The sequence below is a fragment of the Streptomyces sp. NPDC052012 genome (assembly GCF_040689265.1).
In the GTDB taxonomy this organism is placed as follows: Bacteria; Actinomycetota; Actinomycetes; order Streptomycetales; family Streptomycetaceae; genus Streptomyces.
This window is the reverse complement of sequence record NZ_JBFAXA010000014.1, coordinates 37,301-51,562: the sequence shown is the minus strand read 5'-3', so window position 1 is coordinate 51,562 and position 14,262 is coordinate 37,301. Positions and strand designations below refer to the sequence as shown.

Below are 14,262 nucleotides of genomic sequence, written 5' to 3'. Positions count from 1 at the left end.
GCCCCGGGACAGGCTCCTTCTGACGTGACGATAAGGCCAGGTCAGAGATGATCTGTACGTCGGTGCTGAGGCGAGGGCAGACCCCTGGTGACGGGCAGGGGGCAGCTAACAGGCAGCGCAAAGGGTCAGTGTAGCCACTTGGCACACTGATGTCCAGTGCGGGTTTTTCGCGACCCTCGTTGTTCTCAACGCCCTCGGCATGCTCGCCCTCAATGCACGTTGATACTGCCCTCTTCGCCGTCGATCCATGCCTCGGATTCGGATCCTTGTGACGACGCGTCCTGAGAATTGCGCGCTGCGTGCGGTTCGTCAAGGCCCCCTTGCCCGAACTGCCCGAACCGAGACGCCCGAAGACACGACGATGATCACCATACCCCTCGCCCTCGAGGGTTCAAGGCAACCACCGGGCCACCCCCCGGAACGCCGAAGAGCGACCACCCGGATGGATGATCGCTCTTCGGTGCTACAGCGTTACAGAGGTCCTACGGGACCCTGCGCAGCAAGGTCTTACTTGACCTCGACGGAGGCGCCGGCGCCCTCGAGGGCCTCCTTGGCCTTGTCGGCGGCTTCCTTGTTGACCTTCTCGAGAACCGGCTTCGGGGTGCCGTCGACCAGGTCCTTGGCCTCCTTGAGGCCCAGGGAGGTGAGCTCGCGCACGACCTTGATGACCTGGATCTTCTTGTCACCGGCGCCGGTGAGGATGACGTCGAACTCGTCCTTCTCCTCGGCGGCCTCGGCCTGACCGGCGCCACCACCGGGGCCGGCCATGACGACCGGCGCGGCAGCGGCGGCGGTGACGTCGAACTTCTCCTCGAAGGCCTTCACGAACTCGGAGAGCTCGATGAGGGTCATCTCCTCGAACTGGGCCAGCAGCTCGTCCTGGGTGAGCTTCGCCATGATGGCGGTCCTTCCACTAAATCGGCAGGTGCCGGATGTACTGGGTAAGGCGGGCGTACGTCGGGCCCGCATCGACCCTCACCTCATGCGGTGAGGATCAAAAAGCGAGCCGAATTACTCGGCACCGCCCTGCTCGGCCTGCTTGGCACGAAGCGCGTCGACGGTGCGGACGAGCTTCGAGGGCAGCGCCTGGAAGACGGAGGCAGCCTGGGACTGCTTCGCCTTGAAGGCACCGGCCAGCTTGCTGAGCAGAACCTCGCGGGACTCGAGGTCCGCAAGCTTCTTGATCTCGTCGGCGGACAGCGCCTTGCCGTCAAGGACACCGCCCTTGATGACGAGATTCGGGTTGTCCTTGGCGAAGTCACGAAGACCCTTCGCCGACTCCACCGGGTCACCGGTGACGAAGGCGACGGCCGTCGGACCAGCGAAGAGCTGGTCGTCCAGCGTGATCCCGGCCTCGTTGGCCGCAATCTTGGTCAGCGTGTTCTTCACCACGGCGTACTGGGCGTTCTCACCGAGCGAACGACGCAGCGTCTTGAGCTGCGCCACGGTGAGACCGCGGTACTCGGTCAGCACGGCGGCGTTGGAGCTACGGAACTTGTCCGTCAGCTCGGCAACCGCGGCAGCCTTGTCGGGCCTCGCCATAGAGCCTCGGCCTCCTTCCGGGTGATTCGGACCGCGCGGACCCGAAGGAGGACTGGGGAAAACGAAACGCCCCGGGCGCAGGCGCACGGGGCGTAGCTCAACCGGTTCTTCGCACGCACGGGGCGGCGAATCGCGGGAACTCTTCCACTGTCACCTGCGCGGGTCGTCCGCAGTTCAGCGGATCCTTCGGCCACCGCACCCTCTTGCGAGCGCACGGCAACGACCAGCGGTCTTTGGCTTCTGTGGAAGAGTACGCGACCGGATCGACGTCAGGCAAATCGGCCGAACGGACGGCCGGGAGGCTCAGGAGCCGAGGCCGGCCCCGGACTCCTCGCCGAGCCCCTCCAGCTCCTTCAGCATCTCCATGAGGTCCAGGGTGTCGCTGGCCGGCGGGGCCTGGACGTCGGCCTTCGCGCCGTAGTCGGAGTAGTGGGCCGTCATGTTCATCGTGCCCTGGGCCATCTTCATGCCGACGACCATCTTGACCGGGTAGTTGTCCTCGTTCACCCAGACCTGGGTGTCGTAGCCCTTCATGCCCGCCTTCTCGACGTTGGCGATGAGGTCCTTGCGCTCCTTCTCGGAGAGCAGGCTGTCCGCACCCTTGTTGGCGTCGAGCATCTCCTCGAAGCTCAGCGTGCCCTTGTAGTGCTGCGTCTGGACGCCGTCGACCTTCTCCGGGCCGACGTGCTTCAGGTTCGGCGACTCGAGGAGCAGGGCGAGCTGCTGCGCCGGGTCCTGGTTCATGTTCTCCATGCCGCCGGTCATCTGCTTCTGCAGAGCGGCGTCGCCGGACTGCTCGGCGATGGCGGCGAAGTCCATCTTCATCCAGCGCTTGCCGTCCATCTCGGCGGCCTGCTTCGCACCCATGTCCATGTACATCACGTTGTCGAGCATGATCATGCGGACCTGCTCGGGAGCGTCCGGGTCGCCCGCGGTGAGCGCGGAGCCCTTCATCGTGACGTCCATGACGCCCGGGTCCCAGCCCTGGACGCCGGAGATCTCCATGGTGCCGCCCCCGTCCATTGCGGCCGGCATCGTCATGGTCATCCGGACCTTGGAGGACTTGGCCTCCGAGGTCTTCTTGAAGGCGGCCTGGAGGACCTCGGTCATCTGGTTCTGGGTCTGGGGCTTGGACTCGGCCGAGCCGGCGGCCTTGCCCTTGCTCTTCCCGCCCCCGTCACCGTCCTGACAGCCCGCGACGCCCGCCACGACGACCGCGGCCGTCAGGCAGACACCCGCGCGCTTCCATGCGGACATGGCCATGAATCCCCACCCCTGTGTTTGCTGTTGATGCACTGTGAAGTCAGTCGTACCGTAACGCACCCGACTGACACTGTCGTACGAAAAAGCCGTCCCCCACGCCTCAACAGGCGCAGGGGACGGCTTCACCGTGCGTGCCGGCCTCGGGGGCCGGCCGGACCGGCTCAGACCGCGGCCGGGTCCTCCTCGACGAGGAGGTTGCGGGTGCGGTTCGGGTCGACCGGGATGCCGGGGCCCATCGTGGTGGTGATGGCGGCCTTCTTGATGTAGCGGCCCTTGGCGGCGGACGGCTTCAGACGGAGGATCTCCTCCAGGGCCGCGCCGTAGTTCTCCACCAGCTTGGTGTCGTCGAACGACGTCTTGCCGATGATGAAGTGCAGGTTCGAGTGCTTGTCGACGCGGAACTCGATCTTGCCGCCCTTGATGTCGTTGACAGCCTTGGCGACGTCCGGGGTCACGGTGCCGGTCTTGGGGTTCGGCATGAGACCACGGGGACCGAGCACGCGGCCGAGGCGGCCGACCTTGCCCATGAGGTCCGGGGTGGCGACGACGGCGTCGAAGTCCAGGCGGCCCTTCGACACCTCGTCGATCAGTTCGTCGGCGCCGACGATGTCGGCGCCCGCGGCACGCGCGGCCTCGGCACGGTCGCCGGTCGCGAAGACCAGGACCCGGGCGGTCTTACCGGTGCCGTGCGGGAGGTTCACGGTGCCACGGACCATCTGGTCGGCCTTGCGCGGGTCGACACCCAGGCGGAAGGCGACCTCGACGGTGCCGTCGAACTTGGTCGTGGAGGTCTCCTTGGCGAGACGGACGGCCTCGAGCGGGGCGTAGAGCTTGTCCCGGTCGATCTTGGCGTCCGCAGCGCGGAGAGACTTGCTGCGCTTGCTCACTTAAAGCTCCTGTGGGTTCTTAGGAGTCGTGGTCCGGGCCGAGCAGGCCCTTCCACTACTGCTGGCTTACGGGGGTGGAGGTCAGCCCTCGACCGTGATGCCCATGGAACGGGCGGTGCCGGCGATGATCTTCTCGGCGGCGTCCAGGTCGTTGGCGTTGAGGTCGGGCATCTTGGTGGTGGCGATCTCACGGACCTGGTCGCGGGTGATCTTGGCGACCTTGGTCTTGTGCGGCTCGCCGGAGCCCTTCTCCACGCCCGCGGCCTTGAGGATCATCTTGGCGGCCGGCGGGGTCTTGGTGATGAAGGTGAAGGAGCGGTCCTCGTAGACCGTGATCTCCACCGGGATGACCCAGCCGCGCTGCGACTCGGTCGCGGCGTTGTAGGCCTTGCAGAACTCCATGATGTTCACGCCGTGCTGACCCAGCGCGGGGCCGACCGGCGGGGCCGGGTTGGCGGCACCGGCCTGGATCTGGAGCTTGATGAGCCCCGTGACCTTCTTCTTCTTGGGAGGCATGGCTCTCCGGGTCCTTTCGATTCGGGTCCTGCCCGCGTGACCGGGGACCACCCGGACGCAGGCATACCGCACAACTTTAACGGGTATAGATGCGCGGCCAAAAACCGAGCAGGTCAGACGAGACGCGAGCGCCTGTCTGACCTGTTCGGAAGTGCTACGTCCAGAAAGTTCTGAGGTGTCTCAGTTCTTCTGGATCTGGTCGAAGGAGAGCTCGACCGGCGTCTCGCGGCCGAAGATCTCCACCAGGCCCTTGACCTTCTTGGAGTCGGGGTTGATCTCGTTGATGGTCGCCTGCAGCGTGGCGAACGGGCCGTCGGTGACGGTGACCGAGTCGCCGACCTCGAAGTCCAGCACCTGGACCTCGACCTTGCGCTGCGGGGCCGGCTTGCCCTCGGCCTCGGCGGCCTCGCGGGCGGCCTTCTCCTCGGCCTCCGGGGCGAGCATCTTGACGATCTCGTCCAGGGTCAGCGGGTAGGGGTCGTAGGCGTTGCCCACGAAGCCGGTGACGCCGGGGGTGTTGCGGACGACGCCCCAGGACTCGTTCGTCAGGTCCATGCGGACCAGGACGTAGCCCGGGAGCTTGTTCTGCTTGATCGTCTTGCGGTCGCCGTTCTTGATCTGGACGACCTCTTCCTGGGGCACCTCGGCCTGGAAGATGTAGTCCTCGACGTTCAGCGAGACGGCGCGCTGCTCCAGGTTGGTCTTCACGCGGTTCTCGTAGCCGGCGTAGGTGTGGATGACGTACCACTCGCCGGGCAGCGTGCGCAGTTCCTCGCGGAGCTTCTCCACCGGGTCGCGGTCGTCCTCGGCCTCTTCGGCCTCTTCGGCCTCGTCGGCCTCCCCGGCCGCTTCCTCGCCCTCGGCGGCCTCGGCCTCCCCGGCCTCGGTCTCCTCGGTGCCGGCCTCGTCCGCGGCGGCGTCAGCAGCCTCGGCCTCAGCGGAGGCCGCGATGTCCTCGCTGTCCGCGCCCTCGACAGTCTCGAGCTCGTCCTCGACGACGAACTCGGCCCCCTCGCCGTGAGGCTCAACGGCGTCGTTCACGTTCGGGTCAGACACGGTGGCTGCTTCTTCCTGGATACAGAGGGGTGGAACACGCGAAAGGGGCGCCGGGTCCCTCGGCGCCCTTCGCTCTCGGCTCAGCCGAAGACGTACTTGGCGGCGTTGCTGAGGCCATAGTCGATCAGGGTGATCAGGCCGATCATGATGACGACGAAGATGATCACTGCGGTCGTGTACGACGTCAGCTGATTGCGGGTGGGCCAGACGACCTTGCGGAGCTCCGCGACGATCTGGCGGTAGAAGAGCGCGAGCCGCTTCAGCGGGCCCTTCTTGCCGCGCTTGCCGCCCTTGCGGGTCTTCTTCTTGGAATCCGGCGCCTCGTCCTGGGCATCAGGCATGTCGATGGAGCCCACGGCGTCCGTCACTCGTCCTCACCTGATTCCGGGTCGTGGCCGTGCCGCGCCCGGTCTGAGCCGCACGGCGGTGCATTGCTGTACGTACATGCGCACACATCCTGGCGAAGGTGTGTGTAGCAGGGCCGGAGGGACTTGAACCCCCAACCGCTGGTTTTGGAGACCAGTGCTCTACCAATTGAGCTACGACCCTTTGTGTGTCCACCAACGTACCGCATCCGTCCGGATGCTTGGTGTGCACCGGATGATCGCGGGCCGCTGAAGGCCAACGAGGTGAGAGTGTACGTGGTCCGCGGCCGGGCGTCGAACAGAAAGCGGCCGGGGCGGGCGGCGCCGGCGGCGGATCCGGCCGGTCGCGGCTCGGTCCGCGCGGTCGATCCGGACGGATGTTCAGGGTTTGCCCGGTCCTGTTCAGTCTGTGAAACCCCGGTGCCGCGCCGGTTTCCGGTCTGAAACGATGGGCCCCATGAGCGCTGCAACCCCTCCCACCGAGCGCCGGGTCTCCGCCCGCATCGGCGCGATCTCCGAGTCGGCCACCCTCGCCGTGGACGCCAAGGCCAAGGCCCTCAAGGCCGCCGGGCGACCGGTGATCGGCTTCGGCGCCGGTGAGCCCGACTTCCCCACCCCGGACTACATCGTCGAGGCCGCGATCGAGGCCTGCAAGAACCCGAAGTTCCACCGCTACACCCCGGCCGGTGGTCTGCCCGAGCTGAAGGCCGCGATCGCCGCGAAGACGCTGCGCGACTCCGGCTACGAGGTGGACCCCTCGCAGATCCTGGTCACCAACGGCGGCAAGCAGGCCATCTACGAGGCCTTCGCCGCGATCCTCGACCCGGGTGACGAGGTCATCGTCCCGGCGCCGTACTGGACGACGTACCCGGAGTCGATCCGGCTGGCCGGCGGTGTCCCCGTCGAGGTCGTCGCCGACGAGACGACCGGCTACCGCGTCTCGGTGGAGCAGCTGGAGGCCGCTCGCACCGAGAAGACGAAGGTCGTCCTGTTCGTCTCCCCGTCGAACCCGACCGGCGCCGTCTACACCGAGGCCGAGACCGAGGCGATCGGCCGCTGGGCCGTCGAGCACGGGCTGTGGGTGCTGACCGACGAGATCTACGAGCACCTGGTGTACGGCGACGCGGTGTCCGTGTCGCTGCCCGCGCTGCTGCCCGAGCTGCGCGACAAGTGCATCGTGGTCAACGGTGTGGCGAAGACGTACGCGATGACCGGCTGGCGCGTGGGCTGGGTCATCGGCCCGAAGGACGTCGTGAAGGCCGCGACCAACCTCCAGTCGCACGCCACGTCGAACGTCTCCAACGTCGCCCAGGCCGCCGCGCTCGCCGCCGTCTCCGGTGACCTGGAGGCCGTCGCGAAGATGCGCGAGGCCTTCGACCGGCGCCGCAGGACCATCGTGCGGATGCTCAACGAGATCGACGGCGTGGTCTGCCCGGAGCCGGAGGGCGCCTTCTACGCCTACCCGTCGGTGAAGGCGCTGATCGGCAAGGAGATCCGGGGCAAGCGCCCGCAGGACTCCGTGGAGCTCGCGGCGCTCATCCTGGAGGAGGCCGAGGTCGCGGTGGTGCCCGGTGAGGCGTTCGGCACGCCGGGGTATCTGCGGCTGTCGTACGCGCTCGGGGACGAGGACCTCGTCGAGGGTGTCTCGCGGATCCAGAAGCTGCTGGCGGAGGCACGGGACTGAGCTTCCCTCCGCGTGTCAGGGGCGTCCGGGTCATCCCGGGCGCCCCTGTTCGTATGTGCGAGCAAGACCACGTACGGGGAAAGCGCTACCGGGGCGGGTGGGACGTACGGCAGGATCGGCGAATGGAGCGTGTACGTGATGTCTCTGAGCTGCCGAAGGCCCATCTGCACCTGCACTTCACCGGGTCCATGCGGCCCGCCACCCTGCTGGAACTGGCCGACAAGTACGGCGTGCGCCTGCCCGAGGCGCTGACCGACGCACTGACCAGCGGGGAGCCGCCGAGACTGCGCGCCACCGACGAGCGGGGCTGGTTCCGCTTCCAGCGGCTGTACGACGCGGCGCGCTCGTGCCTGCGCGAGCCGGACGACATCCGGCGTCTGGTGCGGGAGGCGGCGGAGGAGGAGCTGCGGGACGGCTCCGGCTGGCTGGAGATCCAGGTGGACCCGACGTCGTACGCGCCCCGGCTGGGCGGGCTGATCCCGGCGCTGGAGATCATCCTGGACGCGGTGGACACGGCCCAGCGGGACACCGGGCTGGGGATGCGGGTGCTGGTCGCCGCGAACCGGATGAAGCATCCGCTGGACGCGCGCACGCTGGCCCGGCTGGCGGTGCGGTACGCGGACCGGGGCGTCGTCGGGTTCGGGCTGTCCAACGACGAGCGGCGCGGTATGGCCCGTGACTTCGACCGGGCGTTCGCGATCGCGCGGGAGGGCGGGCTGCTGTCGGCGCCGCACGGGGGTGAGCTGACGGGGCCCGCGTCGGTGCGGGACTGTCTGGACGACCTGGAGGCGGACCGGATCGGGCACGGGGTGCGCGCGGCGGAGGATCCGCGGCTGCTCCAGCGGCTGGCCGACCGCCAGGTGACGTGCGAGGTGTGCCCGGCGTCGAATGTCGCGCTGGGCGTGTACGAGAAGCCGGAGGACGTGCCGCTGCGGACCCTGTTCGAGGCGGGTGTGCCGCTGGCGCTGGGCGCCGACGACCCGCTGCTGTTCGGCTCGCGCCTGGCGGCGCAGTACGAGATCGCCCGTCAGCAGCACGGCTTCACGGACGCGGAGCTGGCGGAGCTGGCCCGGCAGTCGGTGCGGGGTTCGGCGGCGCCGGAGGACGTGAAGGCGAAGCTGCTGGCGGGCGTCGACGAATGGCTCAGCGCCCCGGCTTCCTGAAGTGGGCGTAGGGCGGATACGGCTTGAAGCAGATCAGCACCTCCACGGGGTGACCGCCGCCGGGCTGCTGGGCCAGCGCCGGGAGTCCCGCGATCAGCGCCGAGTGTCCCTTCGCCACTCCCTTCTGGTGCGGGCCCCGGCCCGCCGCGTGGGCGAAGGAGGTGGCGGTCTCGGCGAAGACGTCCCGGCTGCCGAACAGGAAGAACGTCCGGGCGTGGGTGGCGTGCGGCAGCTCGTCCCGGCAGTCCGCCCGTTGCCTGCGTTCTCGCCAGGAGGCGGCGTCCCGTGCGGTGCGGGCCTCGTCGGTGCGGACGGTCAGCGGGGTGCCGCCGACCAGTGCGCGCCGCAGCTCGGGCCACTTGCTGGGGCGCAGACCGAGGGTGTGGTGGACGAGCACGAGGTCGACCGGCTCGCCGACGCCCTCGTCGGGCGGCACGCCGTCGCGCAGCGGGATGTGGACGATGGTGTGCCGGGAGTAGGCGGCGAAGGAGAACAGGCCCGCGAGCCGGTTCAGCCCGTCGTGGTCGCCGAGCAGCGGGCCGATGGGCTCGGGGGCGCGGAGCGAGGTGTGCCGAAGGGGCCTGCGGGGCTGGACGACACGGTGCTGACGGGGCCCCGTCCGGGGCCTGAACTGGCGCAGCCTCAGCCGCATGCGGAGGTTCCGGTGGCCGGATGGGTCATGCGCTCAGCGTGAGGGGGCGCCCGGCTGTCCGCAACGGCGTTTCGCCGGGCCGGCTCGCCGCTACAGGCTCACGCCCACCGTCACCGGCTCGTTGACCAGGGTGATGCCGAAGGCGTCGCGGACGCCGGCGACGACCTCGCGGGCGAGGGCGAGGAGGTCCTCCGTGGTGGCGTCGCCGCGGTTGGTCAGGGCGAGGGTGTGCTTGGTGGAGATACGGGCCGGGCCGTTGCCGTAGCCCTTGGTGAAGCCCGCCTTGTCGATGAGCCAGGCCGCGGAGGTCTTGGTGTGTCCGTCGCCCGCGGGGTAGGCGGGGGGCTCGGCGTCGGATCCGAGGCGCTGCTTCACGCGCGCGTGGAAGGCGGCGAACTGCTCGTCGGTGAGGATCGGGTTGGTGAAGAAGGAGCCGGCCGACCAGGTGTCGTGGTCGTCGGGGTCGAGGACCATGCCCTTGCCGGCACGGAGCCCGAGTACGGTCTCGCGGGCGGCGGACAGCGGGACGCGGTCACCGGGTTCCACGCCGAGGGCGCGGGCGGTCTCGGCGTACTTGATCGGGCCGGAGAGTCCGCCGGCGTCCTCCAGGTCGAAGCGGACGCGCAGGACGACGTAGCGCTCCGGGTCGGACTTGAAGCGGCTGTGGCGGTAGGAGAAGGCGCAGTCGGCGTTGGCGAGGGTGACGGTCTCGCGGGTGCGGCGGTCGTAGGCGATCACCTCGGTGATCGTGGAGGAGACCTCCTGGCCGTAGGCGCCGACGTTCTGGATGGGGGTCGCACCGGCCGAGCCGGGGATGCCGGACAGGCACTCGATGCCGGCGAGGCCGGCCGCGACGGTGCGGGCGACGGCGTCGGTCCACACTTCTCCGGCGGCCAGTTCGAGGCGGGTGCCGTCGAGGGTGAAGCCCTTGGTGGCGATGACCAGGGCGGTGCCGTCGAAGCCCTTGTCCCCGATGACGAGGTTGGAGCCGCCGCCGATGATCAGCAGGGGCGTGCCGGTGTCGTCGGCCTCGCGGACGACGGAGATCACCTCGTCGTCGCTCGTCGCGGTGACCAGGCGGGTGGCGGGGCCGCCCAGCCGGAAGGTGGTCAGCGGGGCGAGGGGGGCGTCGTGGAGTTCCTGCACGGGCCCAAGAGTACGGCCCCCGCCGACGGCCGGGAGCGACCGGTCGGTGGGGGCCGTACGCGCGTGTGCTGCTCGCGTGTGCTTCTTTCGTCCCGCACGCGTGCGTGCCGTTCACGCTGCGGTGTGCGTGCGGTTCAGGTGAGGCGCCGCTGGGCCTCGGGCCAGTCGATGGGCAGGTCACCGCTCTTCGCCGTCCAGCTGACGAACTTCGCGTCCCGCATCTGCCGGGCGAGGCTCCGGGACGAGGGTGCGTGGGGGCCGGAGCGGGCGAAGGCACCGAGGGCCTTCGGGGACTCCCAGACGGACAGCGTCCAGAAGGTGCGCTTGAGGGGCTCGGCCTTCAGCGTGGCCCCGTAGGCGCCGGGCGCCCTGCTCACCTGCCGCCACACGCCGGGCGTCTTGAGGAAGAACCGCAAGGCGCCCCAGAGAGTGCGGGTCTCGAAGCGGGAGGCGAAGACGTGTACCTCGGTGTCGTTCGGCGGGGTGTTCGGGACGGTCCAGGGCAGGGTGGGCATGATCGTGCTCCTTCCTTGGGGCGCGGGTGGGTGTGTGGGTGTCCGGGCTGTCCTGGCTGTTCGGGCTGTACGGGTCGCTACGGCCGCTACGGCTGCTTGGGCTGCCGGGCTCTTCGGGCTGTTCAGGAGGCCGTTTCCAGGACCGGCTCGGCCGGGCGGCCGGCGTCGGTGGCGGATTCGCCGGGCCGGTTGGGCCTGCGCGCCGGCACGACCAGGGCGGCGACCCCGGCGAGTGCGACGGCCGCGGAGCCGACGACCAGTGCGGGGCGCAGGCCGTCGACGAAGGACTGCGCGGTCTCGTAGCCGCCCTGGGCCGAGAAGATCGACGCCATGACAGCGATGCCGAGCGCGCCGCCGACCTCGCGCAGGGCGTTGTTCGCGCCCGAGGCGATGCCCTGTTCCTTGCGGCGGACGCTGGACATCACCAGGTTGGAGGCGGGGGCGAAGAACAGGGCCATGCCGACGCCGCTGATGATCAGGGCGGGGAGCTGGGTGGCGTAGGAGACGTCGGTGGTCACGATCACCGCGAACCAGGCGAGGCCGAGTGCCTGCAGGAAGAGGCCGACGGCGACGACCGGGCGGCCGCCGATGCGGTCGGAGAGGATGCCTGCGATGGGGGCGACGATCATCGGCATCCCGGTCCACGGCAGCATCCGCAGACCCGCCTCGGTGGGCGAGTAGCCGAGGACGCCCTGGAGGTACTGGCTGAGCAGGAAGATCGAGCCGAACATGCCGAGGAACATCAGCAGGCTCGCCGCGTTGATGCCGGCGAAGGCGCGGGAGCGGAACAGCCGCATCGGCAGCATGGGGTTCTTGGCGCGGGTGCTGTAGACGACGAAGCCGGTGAGGAGTGCCGTTCCGGCGACGAGGCCGGCCAGCACGGCGGGGCCGGTCCAGCCGTCCACGGGTCCGCGGACCAGGCCGTAGACGATGCCGAAGAGGCCGCCGCTGGCGAGCAGGGTGCCGGGGAGGTCCAGGGGGGCGCCGGTGCCGTGCGACTCGGCGAGGCGCAGACGGGCGAGCGGGATCAGGGCGAGGCCCAGCGGGACGTTGAGCCAGAAGATCCACTGCCAGGAGATGTGTTCGGTGAGGGTGCCGCCGACCAGCGGCCCGGAGGCGACGGCGAGTCCGTTGACCGCGCCCCAGATGCCGTACGCCATCCCGCGCCGGGCCTCCGGGACGGCGGCCGTCAGCAGGGTGAGGGTGAGCGGCATCATGACCGCGGCTCCGGCGCCCTGCACCGCGCGGGCGGCGATGAGGGAGTCGATGCCGGGCGCCGCGGCCGCGGCGGCGGAGGCCAGGGTGAAGACCGCGAGGCCGGCGACGAACATCCGGCGGCGGCCGAAGCGGTCGCCGAGCGCCGCGCCGAACATCAGCAGGACGGCGAAGGTGAGCGTGTAGGCGCTGACGGTCCATTCCAGGTCGGGCAGGGAGCCGCCCAGGTCCTCGCGGATGGAGGGCAGCGCGGTGGTGACGACGAGGTTGTCGAGGGCCGCCATGAAACCGGCGACGCTGGTGATGACGAGCGCCCAGGCGGTCGAACCGCGGCGCGGGCTCTGCTGTGACATCGCTGACATCGCTCCCCCAGGGAGTGTCGATGGTTAGTTATTGATGACTAACTTTCGTGCCCATGAAAAGGCGCGGAACCTCGCCTCTCCGGTTGCGCTAGATCTCCAGCCGGCCCTTGGCGCGAGCCGACGGATACAGGCCCTCCCAGACCCGGTGCCCCGGCGGGAAACCCATGGCCACCAGGCAGTTGACGAGCATCCCGTACGCCATGAAGGTCGTCGTCTCGTTGACGTCGGCCCCGAGGGGCAGATGGACGGTGTCCCACAGCCGCATCCAGCCGGCCCGCACCGCCTCGCCGAACTCCTCGTCGCCCTCCTGCTCGGCGGCGGCCACGGCCAGGTACATCTGCATCTGCATCATCAGCCGCTCGGGCCGCTCCGCGATGACCTGCGTATAGGCGTTGGCCATGGCATGCAGGGCCTCCTCGCCCTCCAGCCCCTCCGCGGCCTCACTGAACGTGCGGATGGTGTCCTCCAGGCAGCGCTCAGCCGCCGCCAGGAAGATCGCCTTCTTGCCCGGGAAGAGCCGGAAGAGATACGGCTGCGAGACGCCGACCCGCTTGGCGATCGCCTCGGTCGACGTGCCGTGATAGCCACCGCGCGCGAACTCCGCGGTCGCCGCGAGGATGACGCTCTCGCGCCTCTCTTCTGCGCTCATCCTGACCATGGATAGAAAGTTAGTGCTCAATCACTAACTCTGTCAAGGGTTCGCCGTGCCGAGGGGTCAGCGGGTCAACGGGGCGCCGTGCCGAGGGCTCATTAGGTCAGCCTGGCGCCATGCCGAGGGCTCACCAGGTCAATCTGGCGCCAGGCCGAGGGCTCACCATGACGAGGGTGTGCCGGAACCCCGCTCCCCCGCCGACCGTTCGGACCGGTAGGGGGCCGGGCACGCGTAAGGGGCGCCCGCCATGGCGAACGCCCCTTACCCCTGCTCAGCCGTGGCTCACGCCAGCTGTACGACCGCTCGCGACATGCCCAGCACCTTCTGGCCGGCGCTGGTCGCCGTGAGGTCCACACGGATCTTGTTGTCGTCGAGCTTGGCGGCGACCTTGCCGCTGACCTCGATGGTCGCGCCCTTGTCGTCGTTCGGGACGACGACCGGCTTGGTGAAGCGGACGCCGTACTCGACCACCGCGCCCGGGTCACCGGCCCAGTCGGTCACCACGCGGATCGCCTCGGCCATGGTGAACATGCCGTGCGCGATGACGTCGGGCAGACCGACCTCCTTGGCGAACTTCTCGTTCCAGTGGATCGGGTTGAAGTCGCCGGAGGCGCCCGCGTACCGGACGAGCGTGGCCCGGGTCACGGGGAAGGTCTGCGCGGGCAGTTCGGTACCGACCTCGACATCGGCGTAGGAGATCTTCGCGGTCATGGTGTTGCTCACGCCTCCTCGGCCGCGCGGGCCACCAGCTTGGTCCAGGCGGTCACGACGTGCTCGCCGGCCTCGTCGTGCACCTCGCCGCGGACGTCCAGTATGTCGTTGCCTGCCATCGACTTGACCGCCTCGATGGTGGAGGTGACCGTGAGCCGGTCGCCGGCGCGGACGGGGCGGGTGTAGGCGAACTTCTGGTCGCCGTGCACCACCCGGCTGTAGTCCAGGCCGAGCTGGGGGTCCTCGATGACCTGTCCGGCGGCCTTGAAGGTGATCGCGAAGACGAAGGTCGGCGGGGCGATCACATCCGGGTGGCCGAGCGCCTTGGCGGCCTCCGCGTCCGTGTACGCCGGGTTGGCGTCGCCCACCGCCTCGGCGAACTCACGAATCTTCTCCCGGCCCACCTCGTAGGGCTCGGTGGGCGGGTAGCTCCGCCCCACGAAGGACTGGTCGAGCGCCATGCGCGCGGCACCTCCTGTGTCTGTGTCGTCGTCGATGCGTGAGGGTGAGAACTGAGGACTGAGACTGAGAGA

At 69.3% G+C, this 14,262-nt stretch carries 16 protein-coding genes and 1 tRNA gene; 2 read left to right on the top strand and 15 right to left on the bottom strand.

Annotated features, from left to right (window positions below; all coding sequences use genetic code 11):
• Window positions 1–507: 507 nt before the first annotated feature.
• The 8 genes from rplL to AB0412_RS22145 all read right to left on the bottom strand — a co-directional run bounded on the left by rplL (window position 508) and on the right by AB0412_RS22145 (window position 5,813).
• Complete coding sequence (gene rplL / locus AB0412_RS22180) at window positions 508–897, bottom strand: 50S ribosomal protein L7/L12 (RefSeq protein ID WP_164395443.1); 390 nt, start codon at window positions 895–897, stop codon at window positions 508–510.
• A gap of 114 nt (window positions 898–1,011) precedes the next feature.
• On the bottom strand, window positions 1,012–1,542 hold the full coding sequence (gene rplJ, locus AB0412_RS22175) for a 50S ribosomal protein L10 (RefSeq protein ID WP_030641169.1): 531 nt from the start codon (window positions 1,540–1,542) through the stop codon (window positions 1,012–1,014).
• A gap of 303 nt (window positions 1,543–1,845) precedes the next feature.
• Window positions 1,846–2,805 (bottom strand): hypothetical protein, encoded by a 960-nt coding sequence (locus AB0412_RS22170; protein ID WP_366404302.1) that lies wholly within the window; start codon window positions 2,803–2,805, stop codon window positions 1,846–1,848.
• A gap of 161 nt (window positions 2,806–2,966) precedes the next feature.
• Window positions 2,967–3,692 carry a 50S ribosomal protein L1 gene (gene rplA / locus AB0412_RS22165; RefSeq protein ID WP_366404301.1) on the bottom strand — a complete coding sequence of 242 codons (726 nt, stop codon included), beginning with the start codon at window positions 3,690–3,692 and terminating at the stop codon, window positions 2,967–2,969.
• A gap of 81 nt (window positions 3,693–3,773) precedes the next feature.
• A complete protein-coding gene (rplK, locus tag AB0412_RS22160) occupies window positions 3,774–4,208 on the bottom strand; it encodes a 50S ribosomal protein L11 (protein ID WP_189287518.1) in 435 nt (144 codons plus the stop codon).
• A gap of 180 nt (window positions 4,209–4,388) precedes the next feature.
• Window positions 4,389–5,264, bottom strand: a complete 876-nt coding sequence (gene nusG / locus AB0412_RS22155) for a transcription termination/antitermination protein NusG (RefSeq protein ID WP_366404300.1) — start codon at window positions 5,262–5,264, stop codon at window positions 4,389–4,391.
• 80 nt (window positions 5,265–5,344) lie between these two features.
• A complete protein-coding gene (gene secE, locus AB0412_RS22150; protein ID WP_366404299.1) occupies window positions 5,345–5,632 on the bottom strand; it encodes a preprotein translocase subunit SecE in 288 nt (95 codons plus the stop codon).
• A 108-nt stretch (window positions 5,633–5,740) separates the two neighbouring features.
• Window positions 5,741–5,813 (bottom strand) — tRNA-Trp (locus AB0412_RS22145).
• Between the two features lie 273 nt (window positions 5,814–6,086).
• Here AB0412_RS22145 and AB0412_RS22140 point away from each other — a divergent pair.
• Together AB0412_RS22140 and AB0412_RS22135 are read left to right on the top strand one after the other, a co-directional pair.
• Window positions 6,087–7,313: a pyridoxal phosphate-dependent aminotransferase gene (locus AB0412_RS22140; RefSeq protein WP_366404298.1), complete on the top strand. Its 1,227-nt coding sequence runs from the start codon at window positions 6,087–6,089 to the stop codon at window positions 7,311–7,313.
• Window positions 7,314–7,435: 122 nt separating this feature from the next.
• Window positions 7,436–8,476: an adenosine deaminase gene (locus AB0412_RS22135; RefSeq protein ID WP_366404297.1), complete on the top strand. Its 1,041-nt coding sequence runs from the start codon at window positions 7,436–7,438 to the stop codon at window positions 8,474–8,476.
• On the opposite strand, the gene AB0412_RS22130 is transcribed toward AB0412_RS22135, so the two are convergent.
• The 7 genes from AB0412_RS22130 to AB0412_RS22100 all read right to left on the bottom strand — a co-directional run bounded on the left by AB0412_RS22130 (window position 8,457) and on the right by AB0412_RS22100 (window position 14,190).
• The gene (locus AB0412_RS22130) at window positions 8,457–9,128 is read right to left on the bottom strand and encodes a hypothetical protein (RefSeq protein WP_366404296.1); all 672 of its coding nucleotides are present in this window, start codon (window positions 9,126–9,128) and stop codon (window positions 8,457–8,459) included. The genes AB0412_RS22135 and AB0412_RS22130 overlap by 20 nt on opposite strands.
• Window positions 9,129–9,218: 90 nt before the next feature.
• Window positions 9,219–10,274 (bottom strand): UDP-N-acetylmuramate dehydrogenase, encoded by a 1,056-nt coding sequence (locus tag AB0412_RS22125; RefSeq protein WP_366404295.1) that lies wholly within the window; start codon window positions 10,272–10,274, stop codon window positions 9,219–9,221.
• Between the two features lie 134 nt (window positions 10,275–10,408).
• Window positions 10,409–10,789, bottom strand: a complete 381-nt coding sequence (locus AB0412_RS22120; protein ID WP_366404294.1) for a DUF3291 domain-containing protein — start codon at window positions 10,787–10,789, stop codon at window positions 10,409–10,411.
• A gap of 122 nt (window positions 10,790–10,911) precedes the next feature.
• Window positions 10,912–12,357, bottom strand: a complete 1,446-nt coding sequence (locus tag AB0412_RS22115; protein WP_366404293.1) for an MFS transporter — start codon at window positions 12,355–12,357, stop codon at window positions 10,912–10,914.
• Window positions 12,358–12,454: 97 nt separating this feature from the next.
• A complete protein-coding gene (locus AB0412_RS22110) occupies window positions 12,455–13,024 on the bottom strand; it encodes a TetR/AcrR family transcriptional regulator (RefSeq protein ID WP_366404292.1) in 570 nt (189 codons plus the stop codon).
• 276 nt (window positions 13,025–13,300) lie between these two features.
• A complete protein-coding gene (locus AB0412_RS22105; RefSeq protein ID WP_366404376.1) occupies window positions 13,301–13,729 on the bottom strand; it encodes a MaoC family dehydratase in 429 nt (142 codons plus the stop codon).
• 8 nt (window positions 13,730–13,737) lie between these two features.
• A complete protein-coding gene (locus AB0412_RS22100; RefSeq protein WP_366404291.1) occupies window positions 13,738–14,190 on the bottom strand; it encodes a MaoC family dehydratase N-terminal domain-containing protein in 453 nt (150 codons plus the stop codon).
• Window positions 14,191–14,262 lie beyond the last annotated feature (72 nt).

Bases quoted from the DNA above. Each gene is read 5' to 3' on its own strand.
- rplL (WP_164395443.1), bottom strand. From the start codon at position 897: ATGGCGAAGCTCACCCAGGACGAGCTGCTGGCCCAGTTCGAGGAGATG.
- rplJ (WP_030641169.1), bottom strand. From the start codon at position 1,542: ATGGCGAGGCCCGACAAGGCTGCCGCGGTTGCCGAGCTGACGGACAAG.
- AB0412_RS22170 (WP_366404302.1), bottom strand. From the start codon at position 2,805: ATGGCCATGTCCGCATGGAAGCGCGCGGGTGTCTGCCTGACGGCCGCG.
- rplK (WP_189287518.1), bottom strand. From the start codon at position 4,208: ATGCCTCCCAAGAAGAAGAAGGTCACGGGGCTCATCAAGCTCCAGATC.
- AB0412_RS22140 (WP_366404298.1), top strand. From the start codon at position 6,087: ATGAGCGCTGCAACCCCTCCCACCGAGCGCCGGGTCTCCGCCCGCATC.
- AB0412_RS22135 (WP_366404297.1), top strand. From the start codon at position 7,436: ATGGAGCGTGTACGTGATGTCTCTGAGCTGCCGAAGGCCCATCTGCAC.
- AB0412_RS22130 (WP_366404296.1), bottom strand. From the start codon at position 9,128: ATGCGGCTGAGGCTGCGCCAGTTCAGGCCCCGGACGGGGCCCCGTCAG.
- AB0412_RS22120 (WP_366404294.1), bottom strand. From the start codon at position 10,789: ATGCCCACCCTGCCCTGGACCGTCCCGAACACCCCGCCGAACGACACC.
- AB0412_RS22115 (WP_366404293.1), bottom strand. From the start codon at position 12,357: ATGTCACAGCAGAGCCCGCGCCGCGGTTCGACCGCCTGGGCGCTCGTC.
- AB0412_RS22110 (WP_366404292.1), bottom strand. From the start codon at position 13,024: ATGGTCAGGATGAGCGCAGAAGAGAGGCGCGAGAGCGTCATCCTCGCG.
- AB0412_RS22105 (WP_366404376.1), bottom strand. From the start codon at position 13,729: ATGACCGCGAAGATCTCCTACGCCGATGTCGAGGTCGGTACCGAACTG.
- AB0412_RS22100 (WP_366404291.1), bottom strand. From the start codon at position 14,190: ATGGCGCTCGACCAGTCCTTCGTGGGGCGGAGCTACCCGCCCACCGAG.